The organism is Secundilactobacillus muriivasis, from assembly GCF_054785195.1.
In genome coordinates, this window is record NZ_BAABMI010000009.1 from 40,353 (window position 1) to 57,001 (window position 16,649).

A 16,649-nucleotide genomic window follows, 5' to 3' on the forward strand; every position below is an offset into this window, starting at 1 on the left:
CCACCACGTCACAGCAGAAAGGGGTATCACTATGGATTTAGATTTAAACGTCATCATCAGCAACCGGGACGCCATCACCAGCAGTTTGACGGTGGCCAAGGCGTTTCATAAGCGACCTGATAACGTACTACAAAAAATTGACGATATTCGTAAGAATTGGAAAAAGTTGTTGGATGAGTTGCCCTTGAAAATAAGGGCAACTAACGATGTAATCAATCCGAAAACGGATGCAATTCAAGGTGAACTAAGTCCCGACATCGGGTTAAAAAGGTTCAAGGATTGCTTCTTTGAAACTGAATACATCACTGAAAACGGTCGAACGGTTCGTAGTTTCGATATGAACAGAGATGGATTTGTTTTACTAACAACCGGCTTCAATGGTAAAGATTCACTGAAATTCAAATTGATGTTTCTTGATCGCTTCAATGCTCAGGAGCAAGAGTTGGCTAAGCGGTCGATTCTATACGAGATTGAGGGTAAGCAACGCAAACGGCTCACTGATACGATTCAGAAGTATTACACCGGTGACAATCTAGGCGGCCAGATTCGTAAGTTCACCAACTTGCTTTATATCACGGCTGCCGGTAACAAAGCCGATAAGCTAAAACGTGACCGTGGACTAGATCAGAAGGTATCAGCGTTTGCGGATGCGCTAACGAGCGCTGAACGTGACAAGTACATTGATGCTGAAAACCAGCTCATTATCGCTTACAGCACCGGCACCACGGACTATTACGTGTTGAAGGATATGTTACTGGAAAAGAAGTCTGCATAGGAAATGCCGAACTGGCGGGCTTATAACGAAACGTTATTAGCCAACGAACTTTGAAAAGGAGACAGCGCAGTGAAATTGTTTCTAGTTACGATGAACACGGCTGTAACAGGGATTGATAACCCGGCGTATTCTGATTTGATTGGCGTATTCAACAGCATGGAGAAGGCGGAGCGTGCCCGGGATGCTTTTGCAATGAAGGCAGCGACCGCCATCACGTCAGCCGATGATTGCCAAGACGAGTACGAGGGATTCCAGGAGAGTATCACAATCGACGAGTTACGGATGAACGAAACCTATTTCGATAAGCAATTGGAGTTTGAAGTTTACTAAGAAAGGATTGATTTAAATGGACGTACCAGCACCAGAAATCAAGGTTGTACTTGATCCCGAATATACGGCAGCACTTCGGGAAAGCGTTATGGCAACGATTACCAGCGCCGTAGCGGATGCACGGCAGAAAGCCTACATTGATTCGGATTGGGTTTCTAAGAAGAAACACATAGCCAAGTACCTTGATATTTCAGAGCAGACATTGAATGTACTAATCAAACAAGGTCTCCCAGTTCACTATTTGGGTGATGCTGATGTTTATTCGGGAAACAAGCACGAAATGACACAGTGGATTTTAAACAATATGTAGCACCAACCAATAAAAATTAATCACACCGCGGCGGCAGGATTAATTAAGCATCATCAGACACATATTATTGCGATTTAACGAGGGTTGGGCAGTCATTCGGTTAGTTATCCGTTAACTTGAAAGGACGGTGAGAGGCGTATGAGCAATTTATTCGGTGTAATGGCTATCTCAGCACTAGCGGCGTTAATAGCTGGCGTAAATATCGGCATTTACTTAGCACAGTTCATGAAAGAGGATTAGGGCGATTATGTTAGAGAATACAAAAACGGCGTGTGCTGTAAGTTTGGCGACCCAGCACACACCTATGAAAAAGGCATTCCGTATAGCTCTTTTCGTGTATTCATTCTACCAGAATTACCCCCAGATTATAAGGAAATGGGGAGATTACATTGAACAATCAGCAAAATCAACCGGCACGGATGAAAGCAATTCATCTTAGCCAACGTAACTATCAGATCATTGAATTACTCACATCCGCTAAAGTGGCGCTTAATGCGGTACAAAACGACGCCAGCAACGTAACCACTGAAACGGTCACTCACGTACTTGGACAGCAGCAGGCGGCAATAATAAGCGCCCTAGCATTGGTCACAGAGTCAATCAAGCTAACAACGCTGAACACGCAACTAGCCGACTCAATACATGATGACTTAAACGACGATCAGGGGGCACGTAATGACTAACCAATCACAACTAAGCGATGCTAATTTTAAACTGAAACAGTTGGCCGATCGGGTGAACGAGTTAATTTCACTGAACGAAGTCATGAAATGGTATTTCGATGATGGTATTAAACTCGCAACGGCCATAAATGGTATTCAGAAGCCGACTAATGCCCAATGGGAACAACTATGCCAGCAGTTAAGTGACAAGCTCTATAACAGCTCACGGATAGCTGAAACAATGAGGCGGCTGGCGTGGGAGTCCGAAGACATTCAAGCGTGGTTGGGTACGTTCCTAGAAGATTTAGCGGAGGTTAAGTAATGGCACGAAGTAATATCATCACAGCAAAGGTTGAGCAACTCATTTCAGTATCAGAACTAAGTACGGCGGCATTTACACAAGCCCAAGCTAACTACAGTTACACGGAGACGCCGGAACAACTATGTAGCCGTATAGATCGGTTGAACGTGATTGTTGACCAAGCCCGGTGTTTCGCATCACTAGTAAGTGATTTAGCGATGGATATTAGCAGCGAGTATGCCACTGAAACGCAATCAAGGGAGGTAACGAACGATGACAACTAGCACGGAGTACATTTTACAGGCTGAGAAGCAGCTAAGGACACTCACCGACCAATTGCACCAACTAGATTCAGAACTCACCAGAACACGCTTAACAGCTCACTCACGGCAACGGCTTACTGAACTACACCAATCAATAGCGGATAGTGCCGTAGAGGTTCAGCGCCAGCTAATAGCGGCACAGCGGACTTCTCCACAAGTGGGGAAAATACCAGTGCTTGATTTAGTTTGTCGGTAAAGGTGGGATGGCAATATGGCAGATAATCAAGGTTGGGTTAAGCTGTACCGTCAGTTACTTGATAAGCCGATATGGTTAAACAGTCGAGCAGAGCACCAAGTTGTTTTAATCACACTGCTATTGATGGCTAACCATGTTCCGAATGAGTGGGAATGGCACGGCAGAAAGTACGTGGTTCAGGCCGGTCAAATGATTACCAGTTTAGCTCAAATAGCTCAAAAAAGTGGTAAAAATATCACTACCCAGAACGTGAGAACTGCACTACTTAGATTTGAAAAGTTAGGTTTTCTAACAAACGAATCAACAAAGCAAAGTAGGCTTATAACCATTGTTAACTGGGGGCTATTCCAAAGTTCGGATGGGCAAGCTAACAAAGCAACTAACAATCAACTAACAAACGACCAACAAAGGACTAACAAAGGACTAACAACTAACAAGAATGATAAGAATAAAGAGAATGATAAGAATGAAGAGAATTCTTCTTCTTCTCTCTCTAAGTATCAAAATAGTGAGGATCAGGATAACAGGAAGCAGGAAGAAAAAGAAAAACTCCCAGATCAGCCGAATAATGATTCAAGTGAAACGGATCAGGCACAACAGAGTTTAACTACTTTTTGGAATCAAAATGGATTTGGTACGTTGACGGATAAGCACCAGAGAAACATAGAAAGTTACGTTAACCAGTTTGAGAGTAAAGGCGCTAGCAAAGAGTCAGCTTATCGGTTGATTGAGTTTGCACTAGGTGAAGCCGTAGATGCTAACGCAACAAGATGGAACTACGTTGAATCAACGCTAAAGGATTATCTAAGTAAGAACATTACTACGGTTATTCAAGCTCAGACTAACAAAAATCAGTGGCAAGCACAGCAGACTGATAAACGTAAGGTAACTAACTCGGCTCAAATAAGCGCAGAGGAGCGTTTAAAGCAGGTAGGTAAGGAATCATCCGGGTTACCATTCTAGGAGGCTTAAACATGCAAAATATAGGCGTAAGCGATGAAATGCAACAAATCAAGGAATCAGCAATTGAAGCTCAGTCTGAAATTGATGTTGCTAGGTACAAGGATCAGTATACCGACAGCAAGGCCGTTAACTACTGGAAAAGTGTTGTTGATAGTCGACAGTGGGATCGAGAAGTAATTCGTTTGAAAAAAAACCTAGATAATTTAGTTGGCAACCTAGCCGATACTCTAAACACTAATGATGTGGAGAAGCGTGCAGACGATATGTTTTTGGTGGCGATGCAACGAGCGGTTAACTACAAAGTGATTAATTTCGACTATGTGAAACGGATCGTTGAGCATTTAAGGTATAACGTGCAGCCGACTGTAAATGTTTTTAACGTCGATCCTTTAACGTTACCTAAGCCCACGTTTGAAGAACTGCATCCGTTGTCAGAACAGGATAAGGCAATCAATGCGATGTATCAGAAACAGAAACAAGGGCGCTTGTCTAAGGTTGGTTCATTGATGAACTACGGTGGCCGGATTGATTATCAATTTAGCGACTTTAAAACGCCAGATGAGGCTACTAAGCGGGTATTGATGCAAGGGCAGGCTATTAGCAACGAGTTCAAGCATGGGCACTATGTTAACGCAATATTCACGGGTAAGACCGGGCGAGGTAAAACCATGCTGGCGGTTGCCATTATGAACGATGTGAACCAGAACTCAGTGCTGCAAACAGATTGCTTAATTGTCAGCATGGCGATGTTTGAAGATTTATTAATGGCTAACTTAAACGATCAGCGACTAGATGAACGCGCAACGTTGGAGAAACGAATGATTAAGGCCGATTTAGTCGTTTGGGACGACCTCGGCAGCGATACCAGCATGAGACGTGAAATAAAAGAGGCCAACGAAACCACTCAAAAGGCAATTTTTAGAATAGCGGATGCACGGCAGTGGAAGGCTAATATAATCACGACTAATCACAACGGCGATGAGTTAGATTATATGTACAACTCAAAAATCATCAGTCGGTTGATGACCAAGAAACCGGAACATGTTATTGATTTTAATCAGTTACCAGATAGACGAATGAACTAGGGGGGACGATCATGAGAAAACTAATCAAGCAGGATATTGAAGTGTTGCGGCTATTGCATAAAGGACAGGCTCACAAAACTAGTCGCAAGTATATTATGGCGGCTACCGGGTTAAGTCAGCGTAAAGTGTACGATTCAATCGAAGCACTACGTAACGTGGGCATTCCCGTGATGGCAAGCCGCAATAATCGGGATTCGGGTTATTTCATTGCGGAGACCGCCGAAGAGAAGCAAGCGGGCATTGCGCAGTACAAACGCCAGATTGCCACGGAACAGCACAGTTTGAGCCAACTAGAACGAGCTGATATTAACGGCTACTTGCCGGATGCTGCTGCCGATCCGGTGTTGTGGGCGGAACTAGGTTCAGAGTTGCTAGACGTGACCCCGACTAGTGACGGTGCAAGCATCCGTTTGAAGAAGACACTGTGAGGTGACCGTAGATGACAACTGAGGCTAAAATATTAACGCTGTGGAACGAACAGGCCGATTCACTCATAAGTAGACGGCAGGAACTTAAACGGCGCGACAGACAATTATATCGGCTGATTACACGGATGCATTTACGACAGGATGAGTTGGTGGCGTTAGAAGCTGATTACTACCAGTTCGGTGAAGATGACAGTAGACAGCCAACGATGATTAAACCACATTCAGAGTTTGCTACGTTGCTAGTTGCGGATCATAGCGACGTTGACCAGATTCGGGCTGATTTCAACCAGTTCAAGCAGCAGCTTCGCGAGTGGACGGCCGACATTACCGAACTAATGCAGAGCTTGCGAGATGTGATTAATGACAGCTCACGGCATGCGGATGAACGACGGTTTGCGATTGGGCTAGTTGATCGGGTATATGATGCGACGAAAGCGGCAGGCGATTACCTAGTATTGAGTGAATCGTGGTGATGAGATGCGCTATACCACAAAAGGGTTAACCAGCATTGAAGGCCAGCACGACGTTTATCATTGCAACCAGCCTGATTGTCCCACTTGCAAAGCTTTTTGGGAGTACGCTACTCGCTTACGTGAACAAGCAGAGCGCAAGGAACCCGGCCGCCTGAGTACGAAAGAATGGATCAGTGCCCGCTACCTAGATGGCATGACGGTGCGAGAAATTGCGTTCAACGTTGATTGGCCTGATGATAAGGTGATTAAGTATCTCACAGCTATAAAGTTATATAAACATTCTAAACGCCCCCACAGACGAGCAAGGCCAGCACCCGATCCAGTTCAGTTAGCGTTATCGTTGGGGACGACTAAACAGGCCGTTAAGATTAAACGTACTGAACAGCGGATGAGAACACTCATTGAGGCGGGGCTAAGTCGGCAGGCTATTGCTAAACAATTGCACCACACGCCAGAAGCGGTATATCAGTACATCGCTACCCATCCGTTACCACGGGTACACCAACAAGCCGTGACGTTGTATGACGTGACTTACAGCGGTGGCCACCGGTACTTTGATCGGGACGGCAACGAATACCAAGTTAAAAGAATGGAGAATGAATGATGAAGATGAATATTAACTACCCAGCCATGGTTGAGCGAGCATGGAAGATAATTCAAGAACAGGGTGCCACTGATGTGACGAAACAACAGCTCTATACGCAAATGGTTAAATCCGGGATGATGGATGAGAGCGGACAGCCTACGCAAGCAGCTATTGATCGAGGACTAGTTGAGGAAGCTAAGCCGGAAGAGTACACGCTGGCAGAGTTTAAACAGGCGTGGCCGGTATACGCTCAGTTTGAAGATAAACATTTCAGAAAGTCCCCTGAGGGATGGATGGCGGATGCCTATGTAATTCGAGAGCTTGCTAATCAACGGCTGAACGATCCAGACATTACCGAAGATCAGCGACAGGTAGCGTATGGAATGCTAGAACAATTGGACGAATTGGAGGGTAACAAATGAAGACGATGAACAGCAGCAGAAACAGGCACTCGGCCATGTTGTGGCGGTGCGTGAGCGCATTACGCCGGGTGTTTAGGCTATATCGAGATATTACAGAAGTACGGGTACAAGTGTTTTTCAGTGATGACAGCGAACCCGGTTACACCTATGAAGATAAATTAGAGTAAGTTAAGTAGCGTCCCTGTTGATCAGGGGCGCTATTTTGATGCTGGTCGCTTGCAATTTATTTGACGTGTATTACAATGTAATACAGAAAGAGGTGTTGAATATGGCAATGATTACAGTCCGAGTGAGTGACCAAGAAAAAGAGTGGTTGCAATATATGGCAGACTTCTACGGTTTAACGCTATCTGATTTAGTTAAGCAGTATTCAATGGAGCAGCTAGAAGATGAATACGACAAGCAGGTTGCTGAGGTTGCCTATAAACGTTATCAGGAGAGTGGCAAGAAGACCCATTCCATGAGTGAGATATTAGCGGAGTTTGGCGGGGTAGACGATGAGCTATAGGCTGGACTTTTCAAACGATGCGAAGAAACAACTCAAAAAGATGGATAAACACCAAGCCCGATTAATAGCGCAGTGGCTATATACCAACATTGATGGTATCGAAGATCCGTACAGCCGGGGCAAGGGCTTAGAGTCTAATTTAAGTGGTTTGTGGCGGTATCGAATTGGAAACTATCGGGTAATTTGCCAGATTGATGAGGGTAAATTGGTAGTGCTAGCGTTGTCGGTGGGTCACCGTCGAGATGTATATGATTTTTAGTGTAGCGTCCCTGTTGATCGGGGGCTTTTTTATGATGAATTACACGTATAAAGTATTTACTTAATTGTAAAAAGTATGTATAATGTATGTATACAGAAAGGGGGATAGCGGTATGCCAAGCACTCCAAGAAAAATGGAGAAGGAATTACTGAAAGCCGGTTTTAAGCTCGTATCGGATAAAGGCCGTGGCGGTCATAGGCGATATGAACACCCGGACGGACGAACTACTGAAATACCGTTTCACAGTGGCGAGCTTCGTAAGGGTACCGAACAGGCAATCAGAAAAGAAGCAGGGCTGAAATAGCCTTGCTTTGGTGTACCGAATGACCATGGAAAAGCGATTGATTTATCCCGTGATTGTGGAAGAGTTCAACGACGAGGACGGCCATTACTTTGTAGCTACGTCCCCCAACATTAAAGGTATGGTGACTCAGGGTGATACGCTGGCGGATGCTGCTTATTGGTCAGAAGATGCCATTGCTACCATGCTAGAAGACGTTGACGAATACCCCGAACCACAAGATCCCATTAACTGGGAAGTAAACGAGCATTCCCGAATCATTTACGTGTCGGTGGATATGCAGAAGTGGTTACGGAAGAACTCGCAGACTGTTAGACGGACGATCACCGTACCCAAGTATTTGAATGACCTTGCAAAAGAGAACAACGTTAACGTGTCCGGTGTGGCCACTGAGGCGTTGAAAGTTAAATTAGGTGTTTAGTGAAGTGCCCTCGTTGATCGGGGGCTTTTTTGTATTCGCTATATGAAGATTATAGAACTTCTCTAACGAATAGGCAGTTAACAAAAGTTAACAATTACGGTGTGAAGGTGCGCAACACTCAGTGAGACAAAGCGGGACAGTGTCGCAACAAACGTTGCAGTCAACGTATGGCGGTATAGGGACGGTTGAAGTCGCTGTGATACTGGTATTTACGGGTACAGATGCTAGTAAATGCTAGTATTAATTGGGTAACGTACACCCTAAGAAAGCCTAAGATTATTTAGTAACGCCACCCTTGCAAACCCTGACACGAGTGATGATGAATGATAGCGTTAATGCACGGACAGATACCCATTCACGTTACCATTCAAAGGGAACGTTACTAATCGAAAAGGAACACCGAGATATTGCAACGATGATGGTATTTTTAGCGTCGATGGTTGCAACTTTTTGCGTTCAAAACTGTATGCGAAGGTTGCACACAAAATGAAAAAGGTGTGCACACAAAAAGGGTGCAGTTAAATCGTAAACGGGTGCACCCATACTGCACCCTAAAGCTCAAAAAGGGTGCACCCTTAAATTGCAAGATTTCACAAGATTTGAGGCCGTTGTTGCGCACTTTTAGACTAAGAATAACTAAGATTTCAGCAGCCTTGTTGCAACCTTTTACGCTCAGAATTGCTCAGATTTCAGAGACTTACTGCACCCTTTTTGCATCAAGAATTGCTAAGATTTCGGGAACTTATTGTGTTCGTTGATCGGCAAGAAAACGCAGAATATTAGCATCCTTGTTGCAACAGCGTTGCGTTTTGTTGCGTGTTGCGTTGCAACAGTGTTGCACTTTTTGTTGCAGTCTGAAAAGGAGCGTTCAATAGGAGCGTTCCTAATCGAAAAGGAGCGCTGAAAAGGAACGTTTTAACGGATGCGGTGCACGGTTTAAGTACGAAGGGGTGCATTTTTTTGTTCCAAGATTCCCCAAGATGTGCACCCTTTTTGCTGAGAGAATTGTTGATATTTCAGATGCTGATTGCACTCACTCAGGAGAATTCAGGAGTGAAACTAACTATTAGCAGAAATTAAGTAGGTGTCCCGAAAGCTACTAAGGTTTAACTAAGGTGTGTCGTTATCAACTGGTAAGGTTTTGGCAAGGTATCAAATATAAATAGCCCCGTCATGTTGGCTTTTGTTGGCTGTTTCAATAGGCCAGCAGAAAGGCATTCTAAACCCGTCAATTTCGACCAGTTTAAAATGACAAGGTTCTAACAAGGTACCCGGGCGACGACTTATTACCGAAGCCGGGGAAAAGTACCGAGGTTTTAACGAGGTAGACAACCAAAAAATGGGTAGGTTTCGGGTAGGTGGTTGGGTAGTTTTGCTAAGGTTTGTGTAGTAGGACAAACGGAGCTATGAACTTATCGTTATAAGCGTTGGTGTATCAAGTGTAGTTGCGTGTTGGAACAATCGTAAAAGTTCCCCACTTGTCTACTTTTGTCCATGTTTAAAGTGCATCCGTATTGATGTGATTCATGACGCCCTAAGTTAAACTTAGACACTTAACCAGCTATTACCGTTGCTGTCGTTACGCCGTTCAGGAGAGCTTAGCATAGCTTTGGAGAGCTGAAACAAGTAGGATCAGAACTCAACATTGAGCTTTGAGTTATCAGAATCCAAGTATGGATTTTGAAGTCGTGAAAGATGACCATACTAGATGTATAATGCAAGTAACAAATACAATTAATTTAGATTGGCTTTGTTAGCGTACAATTAGATGATAGCGGGCTACCTTGCGGGGTGGCCTGTTGTTTTATGTAGGCGGTGAGCGAATGCAGTACGATGAGATTAAAACGGTGCTTGATGACTATCGGCAGGCTTACATACTCGTTCAAGCAGGCAATGGTTATCTAAACGATGGGATAATGCCTAACAGCGGTTATCTCCCAGCTAAACGCATTGTAGCGATGGTGAGCGGTGGTTTCGGCTTACTAGATGAACGGCAGCTAAAGGCTTTCACGTTGCATTATATTAAGCATTACAGCCGAGTGCGAGCTAGTCAGTGCATGGGTATTAGTGTGGATCAGTATTACCGGTTGAAGCGTAAGGCGTGCTTGATACTAGGCCAGTACCTAGAACAGAATGACGACTTCAACGGCTGGTATCAGCGAACGGATGCTCAGGGGGTGTTGTATGAATCTCAAACAGTTTGAGCGAGTAGTTCATGACTATCAACGGGTGCGATTGATGACCCATGCCGGTAGCCATGACTTAGACGATATGCACGGTGAACGGATTGACCGAATTAAAACGTTGGGTGCGAGCTATATGGCAATGTTTGAGGGCGTGTTTAACGTACTTGATACGGATGAACTATCAATTGTTAAAGGCCACTACCTAGACCGGATCAGTAACAAGCAGCTTATGGCTGAGCTTAATATCAGTCATGCTACATTCTATTGTCGTAAGCAGCGGGTAATGAGAAAGGTGTACGCCTACTTCGATGGTAGCGCTGAGTACCATCAGTGGTATAATTACTAGGACATGATTATCACATTTAGCCGATTGCGATCAGGCTAGGACGCTACTGAAATTAGGTGGCGTCTTTTTTTGCAGTCCCATGGTTGCCACTTGGTTGTCCCGGGGACGTCCCAAAAGTGAATGCCATTAGCTGAAAAATAGCATAAAAAAAGAGCTAGCCAAAACTAGCTCACATCCGTACCGCCACTGGTTTAATTGATGGTTCATTATGTGATGAAATTGAATGCCTTTTTGAATGCCCTTTTGAATGCCATTAGGTTATTTCGAGGGTGTAATGAGAAAACGTAAATTTTGAAGAATGCTGATACACCAGTGCTTAGAGTGGTGTGGATATTTAAACGTTTTCAGCTTGTTAATTGTAGCGCTTTCTATTATAATAAAGTTATAAACAAAACAACCATTAAGCTGAGGTAACATACTTGCTTAAACTAGCTTTTGTTTGTGTGGAAGGGAGAGAAGTTCTATGCTCACATTCAATATTCGTGGTGAAAATATCGAGGTTACTCAAGCTATCAGAGATTACGTTCAAAAACGGATCAGTAAGCTTGAAAAGTATTTTGAGCAAAGCGTTGATTCGACTGCTCACGTTAATTTAAAGGTATACCAAAACAAGGATTCTAAGGTGGAAGTTACGATTCCACTGCCTTACCTGACGTTGAGAGCCGAAGAAACTTCGCCAGATCTGTACGCAAGTATCGATTTGGTTACCGACAAACTAGAGCGTCAAATCCGCAAGTATAAGACAAAGATCAACCGTAAGTCCCGTGAAAAGGGCTTCAAGAACTTTGAATTTACGCCAGAAGCACCAGAAGCTGCTAAGGACGAAGATTCCAAGTTAGAAGTCGTTCGGACAAAGCGCGTATCTTTGAAACCAATGGATAACGAAGAGGCCATTTTACAAATGGACATGTTAGGTCACGACTTCTTCATCTATGAAGATGCCGAAACCGAAGGCGTTAACATTGTGTACCGTCGTAACGACGGCCGCTATGGCTTAATTGAAGCCGGCGAAGAATAAGTTTCAATTGAATAACCTGTAAATCAGAATCGGAGTTGGTCTGTTTGAGACCGGTTCCGATTTTTTGGTGTGGCGGAAACGATGTTCGGTTAAGGTTGTCAGAGTAAATAAAAAATCTCCGAGAGCGATGCTCCCAGAGATTGTGGTTTAATCCGTAAAGGTATGGTTTGAAGTCACAATTTTAAAGGTTGGTGTACTGGTATATTTCAGATACCCACCCTTGTAGAAGTGCAGTTGAGTCTTGCTGACGGCCATCACTTTGTAGGTCATCCGCTGGCCGTCGAATTGCACCTTCGTGCCCGTAGGCGAGTATTGAATGCCGGTCAGTTCGTAGACCCGTTTGCTAAGTTGCTTGTATTTGATATTTTTAAGGCCGTAGCCGATCTCTTTGTAGTAGGTATTGTCGGCATCTGATTTATCAAATACGTTGCCGATGCTCTTAGTAGCGGTGTAAGTCAGGTAGGCTTTGTTGTTGCCGTTGTGGTACCAGTTGCCACGAATGGCTTTTGGTGTGCCGTTATGCCACTTGGTGGCGGCGTTGGCGGATGCTGGGGTGAGTAGTAGGGCGCAACCGGTAATGATGGTGGTGGTTGCGAGTAGGTGGGTGAGTTTCATGGGAGCTCCTTTTGTTGGTGATGTGATCGTGATTAGTTTAGTATACAGCAGTATTTGGCAGCGGTTGGAAAAGTTTTTGATAATTTTGAACCTGTGGGTAGAAGTGTGTGCGCCGCAGTTATTACTTTCATGCCAGCGACGCTCATTCCGCCGACGTTTGTTTCGACTTGGTTCGTGCTTTTATTGTCCGCAAGTCATCCACGTACTGAAGCTGGGCTCCGTTCGCTCTCTCTGGCCACCGCGTCGAAACGTGTGAAATGGGGCAGAAGGTTGCAGGTATCGGCGGGGAAGCTAAAACTCCAGGCCCGGGAGTTTCAGCTTCCCCGCCGATACCCACCACCTTCTGAGCGCCCCCATTTTACACTCTGTAACCGTTCTCACCAAAATTTATCAATTATAATAGTTAACATGAGTTTTCAATCTACCCTAGAAATGTTAAACTAGCAGTTGGTATGCAATCAATTTAGACTTAAAGGATTAATCATCCGAATGAAAACTCGCACTATAGAAGGGAATTTAGTATGGCCAATATTTTAAAACGATGGGTCGAAAGCGATAAGCGCGAACTTCGACGCATCAGTAAACTGGCTGATAAAGTCAATAACTATTCATCCGAATACGCCGATCTATCAGACGACGAATTAAAAGCCAAAACACCCGAATTCCAGCAACGTTACCAAGATGGTGAAACGCTGGACGACTTATTACCGGAAGCCTTTGCGGTTGCCCGGGAAGGTGCCAAGCGGGTCCTTGGGTTATACCCATTCCACGTTCAAATCATGGGTGGGATCGTGCTTCATGAAGGTAACATTGCCGAAATGAAGACTGGTGAAGGGAAGACCTTGACCGCCACGATGCCCGTTTACTTAAACGCCTTGTCTGGCAAAGGGGTTCACGTGGTTACGGTTAACGAATACCTGTCATCTCGTGATGCTACTGAAATGGGTGAATTATATAACTGGTTGGGCTTGACCGTTGGGTTGAACTTGACCGAAATGTCACCAGAAGATAAGCGTGACGCTTACAACGCCGATATCACGTACTCAACCAACGCCGAAATCGGGTTTGATTACCTCCGTGATAACATGGTCGTTTACAAAGAAGATATGGTGCAACGCCCACTGAACTTCGCCATCGTCGACGAAGTGGACTCCATCTTAATTGATGAAGCCCGGACGCCATTGATCATTTCAGGTCAAGCGGAAGGCACGTCACAGTTGTATCAACGGACGGACCGGTTTGCCAAGACCTTAACTGAAGACACTGATTTCAAGATCGACTTGGAATCAAAGAGTGTTTCCTTAACCGAAGAAGGGATTGCCAAAGCTGAAAAATACTTCAACTTAAACAACCTCTACGACACGGACAACACAGCCTTGACCCACCATATGGATCAAGCTTTGCGGGCCAACTTCATTATGCTGCTGGACAAGGATTACGTGGTCGATGACGGTGAAGTCAAGATCGTTGATTCCTTTACTGGACGGGTAATGGAAGGTCGTCGTTACTCTGACGGTTTGCACCAAGCCATTGAAGCCAAAGAAGGCGTGGACATTCAAGAAGAGTCCAAGACCATGGCGAACATCACTTACCAAAACTTGTTCCGGATGTACAGCAAACTTGCCGGGATGACTGGGACGGCGCGGACTGAAATTGAAGAATTCCGTGAGATCTACAACATGGAAGTTATTTCAGTGCCAACCAACAAACCCGTTATTCGGATCGATGAACCAGATGTCTTGTACCCAACCTTGGAAGCTAAATTTAAGGCGGTTACTAACCGAATTAAAGAACTCCATGAAAAGGGTCAACCATTGTTGATCGGGACTGTGGCGGTTGAAACGTCTGAATATCTGTCTGAGATGTTGGACCAAGCCGGCATTCCTCACGTGGTCTTGAACGCTAAGAACCATGCTAAGGAAGCCGACATCATCATGAACGCCGGTCAACGTGGTGCCGTTACCATCGCCACCAACATGGCCGGTCGTGGGACCGATATCAAGCTTGGACCGGGCGTCCGTGAAATTGGCGGGTTAGTCGTTTTAGGGACTGAACGTCACGAATCACGACGGATCGATAACCAATTGCGTGGCCGTTCTGGCCGGCAAGGGGATCCTGGTTTGACTCAGTTCTACTTGTCACTTGAAGACGACTTGATGCGTCGATTCGGGACTGACCGGGTCAAGGGCTTCTTGGAACGGATGAACGTTGAAGGCGAAGATGCCGTCATCAAGAGTCGGATGATCAGTAAGCAAGTTGAATCTGCGCAAAAGCGGGTTGAAGGGAACAACTATGATTCCCGGAAGAACGTGCTGCAATATGATGATGTGATGCGGGCTCAACGTGAAGTTATTTACGGCCAACGGAACCAAATCATCAACGAAGAAACCTCATTGCGTTGGGTCATCATGCCAATGATCGAACGGACCATTGACCGCGTGGTTAACCTGCATACGCAGGGTGAACAAAAGGATTGGGACTTAAGCACGATTCTCGACTTTGCCATTTCAGCACTGGTTAGCCCAGATAAGGTCAAGTTAGACGACTTTAAGGACAAGACCGCTGATGAAATCAAGAAGGTCTTGATGGACCTTGGCGAAGGGGTTTACCAAGAAAAGAAGGAACAACTTTACGATCCAGCTCAAATGTTGGAATTCGAAAAAGTGGTTATCTTACGAGTGGTTGACTCCCACTGGACGGATCACATCGATATCATGGACCAATTGAGAACATCAATCGGCTTGCGTGGTTACGGGCAATTGAACCCGCTCGTTGAATACCAACAAGACGGTTACCGGATGTTTGAAGAAATGATTGCCGACATCGATTACGATGCTACCCGATTATTCATGAAGTCTGAGATTCGTCAAAACATCACGCGTTAATGCGTGACGTTAATTAAAGATCGTTAGGAGGTGGGGTAGCGTAAACGTCAGTTTTCGGTACCCCACTTTTTTATCAAAAAAATACAACCTATGGAGTGATGATTAATGGAACTAAGCGACATTAAACGTCAATTAAAAGCCATTGCGGATGAAATCGCCGGCTTTGGGAGGTCTCTTTGACTTAGATGCCCTCAACGAGAGTATCTCGATCAACGAGTCCAAGATGGCAGAACCCGGCTTTTGGGACCATCAGGAAACGGCCCAGAAGCTCATTGATGAAAACAACCAGTTGAAGACCAAGGTTGATTCGTATGAGTCCTTAACCAGTCAATTGGATGACATCCAAGTGGCCATTGAACTGCTTGAAGAAGCGCCGGATGCCGAGATGCAGGCGGAAGTCGAACAAGACTATGCAAAGCTTCAACAAGAGTTACAACAGTATCGGCTGAATCTACTGTTAAGCGGCCCATACGACCACAACAACGCCATTCTCGAAATTCACCCAGGGGCTGGTGGCACTGAATCCCAGGACTGGGGGTCAATGTTGCTGCGGATGTACACCCGTTGGGCAGAACAGCACAACTTTAAGGTGGAAACGTTGGACTATCAACCGGGGGATGTTGCCGGAATCAGCAGCGTAACGTTGCTGATTTCGGGGCATAATGCCTACGGGTATTTGCGCTCTGAAAAAGGGGTTCACCGCTTGGTTCGAATCTCACCATTTGATTCGGCTGGTCGGCGACACACCTCGTTTGCGTCTGTCGATGTGTTACCTGAACTGGATGATTCCGTTGAAGTGGACATTAACCCGGCCGACTTGAAAGTAGACGTTTACCGGGCGAGTGGGGCCGGTGGCCAACACGTCAACAAGACCTCCAGTGCCGTTCGGATCACCCACGAACCAACGGGGATCGTTGTAGCCAGTCAAGCGCAACGGTCACAACTTCAAAACCGGCAAACGGCGATGAACATGTTGAAGGCCAAGTTGTACGAACTGGAAGAAGAAAAGAAGGCCAAGGAAAAGGCGGCACTTGAAGGCGACCAATTAGAAATTGGCTGGGGCTCACAAATTCGCTCCTACGTCTTCCATCCCTATACCATGGTCAAGGATCACCGGACCAACTACGAAACTGGGAACGGGCAAGCGGTGATGGACGGCGATTTAGATCCGTTTATTAATGCTTACCTGCAGTATCAGTTGGAACAGGCTAATCCAGATTAATAGGAAATTTATAGTGTTAGACGATCACGTTGTC

22 protein-coding genes are annotated in these 16,649 nt (G+C 45.3%); 21 read left to right on the forward strand and 1 reads right to left on the reverse strand.

From position 1 onward, the window contains the following. Positions 1-31 precede the first annotated feature (31 nt). From ACYVR3_RS02280 to hpf, 19 genes are all read left to right on the forward strand, one after another. The gene (locus tag ACYVR3_RS02280; protein ID WP_461242961.1) at positions 32-775 is read left to right on the forward strand and encodes a Rha family transcriptional regulator; all 744 of its coding nucleotides are present in this window, start codon (positions 32-34) and stop codon (positions 773-775) included. A gap of 69 nt (positions 776-844) precedes the next feature. After that, positions 845-1,105: a hypothetical protein gene (locus tag ACYVR3_RS02285; protein ID WP_461242962.1), complete on the forward strand. Its 261-nt coding sequence runs from the start codon at positions 845-847 to the stop codon at positions 1,103-1,105. A gap of 16 nt (positions 1,106-1,121) precedes the next feature. Next, positions 1,122-1,415, forward strand: coding sequence for a hypothetical protein (locus ACYVR3_RS02290; protein WP_461242963.1), 294 nt, complete (start codon positions 1,122-1,124; stop codon positions 1,413-1,415). A 389-nt stretch (positions 1,416-1,804) separates the two neighbouring features. Further along, on the forward strand, positions 1,805-2,098 hold the full coding sequence (locus ACYVR3_RS02295) for a hypothetical protein (protein ID WP_461242964.1): 294 nt from the start codon (positions 1,805-1,807) through the stop codon (positions 2,096-2,098). Then, on the forward strand, positions 2,091-2,399 hold the full coding sequence (locus tag ACYVR3_RS02300) for a hypothetical protein (protein ID WP_461242965.1): 309 nt from the start codon (positions 2,091-2,093) through the stop codon (positions 2,397-2,399). Before ACYVR3_RS02295 ends, ACYVR3_RS02300 begins: the two co-directional genes overlap by 8 nt. Continuing rightward, positions 2,399-2,662 (forward strand): hypothetical protein, encoded by a 264-nt coding sequence (locus ACYVR3_RS02305; RefSeq protein WP_461242966.1) that lies wholly within the window; start codon positions 2,399-2,401, stop codon positions 2,660-2,662. The genes ACYVR3_RS02300 and ACYVR3_RS02305 overlap by 1 nt, the downstream gene beginning before the upstream one ends. Positions 2,663-2,912: 250 nt before the next feature. Beyond that, complete coding sequence (locus ACYVR3_RS02310) at positions 2,913-3,860, forward strand: DnaD domain protein (RefSeq protein ID WP_461242967.1); 948 nt, start codon at positions 2,913-2,915, stop codon at positions 3,858-3,860. A gap of 11 nt (positions 3,861-3,871) precedes the next feature. Further along, positions 3,872-4,945 (forward strand): hypothetical protein, encoded by a 1,074-nt coding sequence (locus ACYVR3_RS02315; RefSeq protein ID WP_461242968.1) that lies wholly within the window; start codon positions 3,872-3,874, stop codon positions 4,943-4,945. An 11-nt stretch (positions 4,946-4,956) separates the two neighbouring features. Further along, a complete protein-coding gene (locus ACYVR3_RS02320; protein ID WP_461242969.1) occupies positions 4,957-5,373 on the forward strand; it encodes an HTH domain-containing protein in 417 nt (138 codons plus the stop codon). Between the two features lie 11 nt (positions 5,374-5,384). Continuing rightward, positions 5,385-5,846 (forward strand): hypothetical protein, encoded by a 462-nt coding sequence (locus ACYVR3_RS02325; RefSeq protein ID WP_461242970.1) that lies wholly within the window; start codon positions 5,385-5,387, stop codon positions 5,844-5,846. Between the two features lie 4 nt (positions 5,847-5,850). Beyond that, positions 5,851-6,450, forward strand: coding sequence for a hypothetical protein (locus tag ACYVR3_RS02330; protein WP_461242971.1), 600 nt, complete (start codon positions 5,851-5,853; stop codon positions 6,448-6,450). Next, complete coding sequence (locus ACYVR3_RS02335; RefSeq protein ID WP_461242972.1) at positions 6,450-6,854, forward strand: hypothetical protein; 405 nt, start codon at positions 6,450-6,452, stop codon at positions 6,852-6,854. The genes ACYVR3_RS02330 and ACYVR3_RS02335 overlap by 1 nt, the downstream gene beginning before the upstream one ends. A gap of 268 nt (positions 6,855-7,122) precedes the next feature. Continuing rightward, a complete protein-coding gene (relB, locus tag ACYVR3_RS02340) occupies positions 7,123-7,362 on the forward strand; it encodes a type II toxin-antitoxin system RelB family antitoxin (RefSeq protein WP_461242973.1) in 240 nt (79 codons plus the stop codon). After that, a complete protein-coding gene (locus tag ACYVR3_RS02345; protein WP_461242974.1) occupies positions 7,352-7,621 on the forward strand; it encodes a type II toxin-antitoxin system RelE family toxin in 270 nt (89 codons plus the stop codon). The genes relB and ACYVR3_RS02345 overlap by 11 nt, the downstream gene beginning before the upstream one ends. Before the next feature lie 112 nt (positions 7,622-7,733). Continuing rightward, positions 7,734-7,925, forward strand: coding sequence for a type II toxin-antitoxin system HicA family toxin (locus ACYVR3_RS02350; protein WP_461242975.1), 192 nt, complete (start codon positions 7,734-7,736; stop codon positions 7,923-7,925). Positions 7,926-7,944: 19 nt separating this feature from the next. Beyond that, on the forward strand, positions 7,945-8,343 hold the full coding sequence (locus ACYVR3_RS02355; RefSeq protein ID WP_461242976.1) for a type II toxin-antitoxin system HicB family antitoxin: 399 nt from the start codon (positions 7,945-7,947) through the stop codon (positions 8,341-8,343). Between the two features lie 1,823 nt (positions 8,344-10,166). After that, complete coding sequence (locus tag ACYVR3_RS02360; RefSeq protein ID WP_461242977.1) at positions 10,167-10,547, forward strand: hypothetical protein; 381 nt, start codon at positions 10,167-10,169, stop codon at positions 10,545-10,547. Further along, positions 10,528-10,875 (forward strand): DUF1492 domain-containing protein, encoded by a 348-nt coding sequence (locus ACYVR3_RS02365; protein WP_461242978.1) that lies wholly within the window; start codon positions 10,528-10,530, stop codon positions 10,873-10,875. Before ACYVR3_RS02360 ends, ACYVR3_RS02365 begins: the two co-directional genes overlap by 20 nt. 463 nt (positions 10,876-11,338) lie before the next feature. Next, positions 11,339-11,893, forward strand: a complete 555-nt coding sequence (hpf, locus tag ACYVR3_RS02370; protein ID WP_054736346.1) for a ribosome hibernation-promoting factor, HPF/YfiA family — start codon at positions 11,339-11,341, stop codon at positions 11,891-11,893. A gap of 147 nt (positions 11,894-12,040) precedes the next feature. On the opposite strand, the gene ACYVR3_RS02375 is transcribed toward hpf, so the two are convergent. Beyond that, positions 12,041-12,508, reverse strand: coding sequence for a hypothetical protein (locus ACYVR3_RS02375; RefSeq protein ID WP_461242979.1), 468 nt, complete (start codon positions 12,506-12,508; stop codon positions 12,041-12,043). 521 nt (positions 12,509-13,029) lie between these two features. Between ACYVR3_RS02375 and secA the strand changes: the two genes are divergently transcribed. Both secA and prfB read left to right on the forward strand, forming a co-directional pair. Continuing rightward, positions 13,030-15,393 carry a preprotein translocase subunit SecA gene (secA, locus tag ACYVR3_RS02380; protein WP_054736340.1) on the forward strand — a complete coding sequence of 788 codons (2,364 nt, stop codon included), beginning with the start codon at positions 13,030-13,032 and terminating at the stop codon, positions 15,391-15,393. Positions 15,394-15,498: 105 nt separating this feature from the next. Continuing rightward, a protein-coding gene (gene prfB / locus ACYVR3_RS02385) for a peptide chain release factor 2 (protein ID WP_156301754.1) occupies positions 15,499-16,615 on the forward strand; the annotation gives its coding sequence in 2 pieces (ribosomal slippage) (positions 15,499-15,558 and positions 15,560-16,615; 1,116 coding nt in all). Positions 16,616-16,649 lie beyond the last annotated feature (34 nt).

Bases quoted from the DNA above. Each gene is read 5' to 3' on its own strand.
- ACYVR3_RS02345 (WP_461242974.1), top strand. From the start codon at position 7,352: ATGAGCTATAGGCTGGACTTTTCAAACGATGCGAAGAAACAACTCAAA.
- hpf (WP_054736346.1), top strand. From the start codon at position 11,339: ATGCTCACATTCAATATTCGTGGTGAAAATATCGAGGTTACTCAAGCT.
- ACYVR3_RS02355 (WP_461242976.1), top strand. From the start codon at position 7,945: ATGACCATGGAAAAGCGATTGATTTATCCCGTGATTGTGGAAGAGTTC.
- ACYVR3_RS02365 (WP_461242978.1), top strand. From the start codon at position 10,528: ATGAATCTCAAACAGTTTGAGCGAGTAGTTCATGACTATCAACGGGTG.
- ACYVR3_RS02330 (WP_461242971.1), top strand. From the start codon at position 5,851: ATGCGCTATACCACAAAAGGGTTAACCAGCATTGAAGGCCAGCACGAC.
- ACYVR3_RS02315 (WP_461242968.1), top strand. From the start codon at position 3,872: ATGCAAAATATAGGCGTAAGCGATGAAATGCAACAAATCAAGGAATCA.
- ACYVR3_RS02320 (WP_461242969.1), top strand. From the start codon at position 4,957: ATGAGAAAACTAATCAAGCAGGATATTGAAGTGTTGCGGCTATTGCAT.
- ACYVR3_RS02375 (WP_461242979.1), bottom strand. From the start codon at position 12,508: ATGAAACTCACCCACCTACTCGCAACCACCACCATCATTACCGGTTGC.
- ACYVR3_RS02300 (WP_461242965.1), top strand. From the start codon at position 2,091: ATGACTAACCAATCACAACTAAGCGATGCTAATTTTAAACTGAAACAG.
- ACYVR3_RS02360 (WP_461242977.1), top strand. From the start codon at position 10,167: ATGCAGTACGATGAGATTAAAACGGTGCTTGATGACTATCGGCAGGCT.
- ACYVR3_RS02350 (WP_461242975.1), top strand. From the start codon at position 7,734: ATGCCAAGCACTCCAAGAAAAATGGAGAAGGAATTACTGAAAGCCGGT.
- ACYVR3_RS02290 (WP_461242963.1), top strand. From the start codon at position 1,122: ATGGACGTACCAGCACCAGAAATCAAGGTTGTACTTGATCCCGAATAT.
- relB (WP_461242973.1), top strand. From the start codon at position 7,123: ATGGCAATGATTACAGTCCGAGTGAGTGACCAAGAAAAAGAGTGGTTG.
- ACYVR3_RS02305 (WP_461242966.1), top strand. From the start codon at position 2,399: ATGGCACGAAGTAATATCATCACAGCAAAGGTTGAGCAACTCATTTCA.
- secA (WP_054736340.1), top strand. From the start codon at position 13,030: ATGGCCAATATTTTAAAACGATGGGTCGAAAGCGATAAGCGCGAACTT.
- ACYVR3_RS02310 (WP_461242967.1), top strand. From the start codon at position 2,913: ATGGCAGATAATCAAGGTTGGGTTAAGCTGTACCGTCAGTTACTTGAT.
- ACYVR3_RS02325 (WP_461242970.1), top strand. From the start codon at position 5,385: ATGACAACTGAGGCTAAAATATTAACGCTGTGGAACGAACAGGCCGAT.
- ACYVR3_RS02335 (WP_461242972.1), top strand. From the start codon at position 6,450: ATGAAGATGAATATTAACTACCCAGCCATGGTTGAGCGAGCATGGAAG.
- ACYVR3_RS02280 (WP_461242961.1), top strand. From the start codon at position 32: ATGGATTTAGATTTAAACGTCATCATCAGCAACCGGGACGCCATCACC.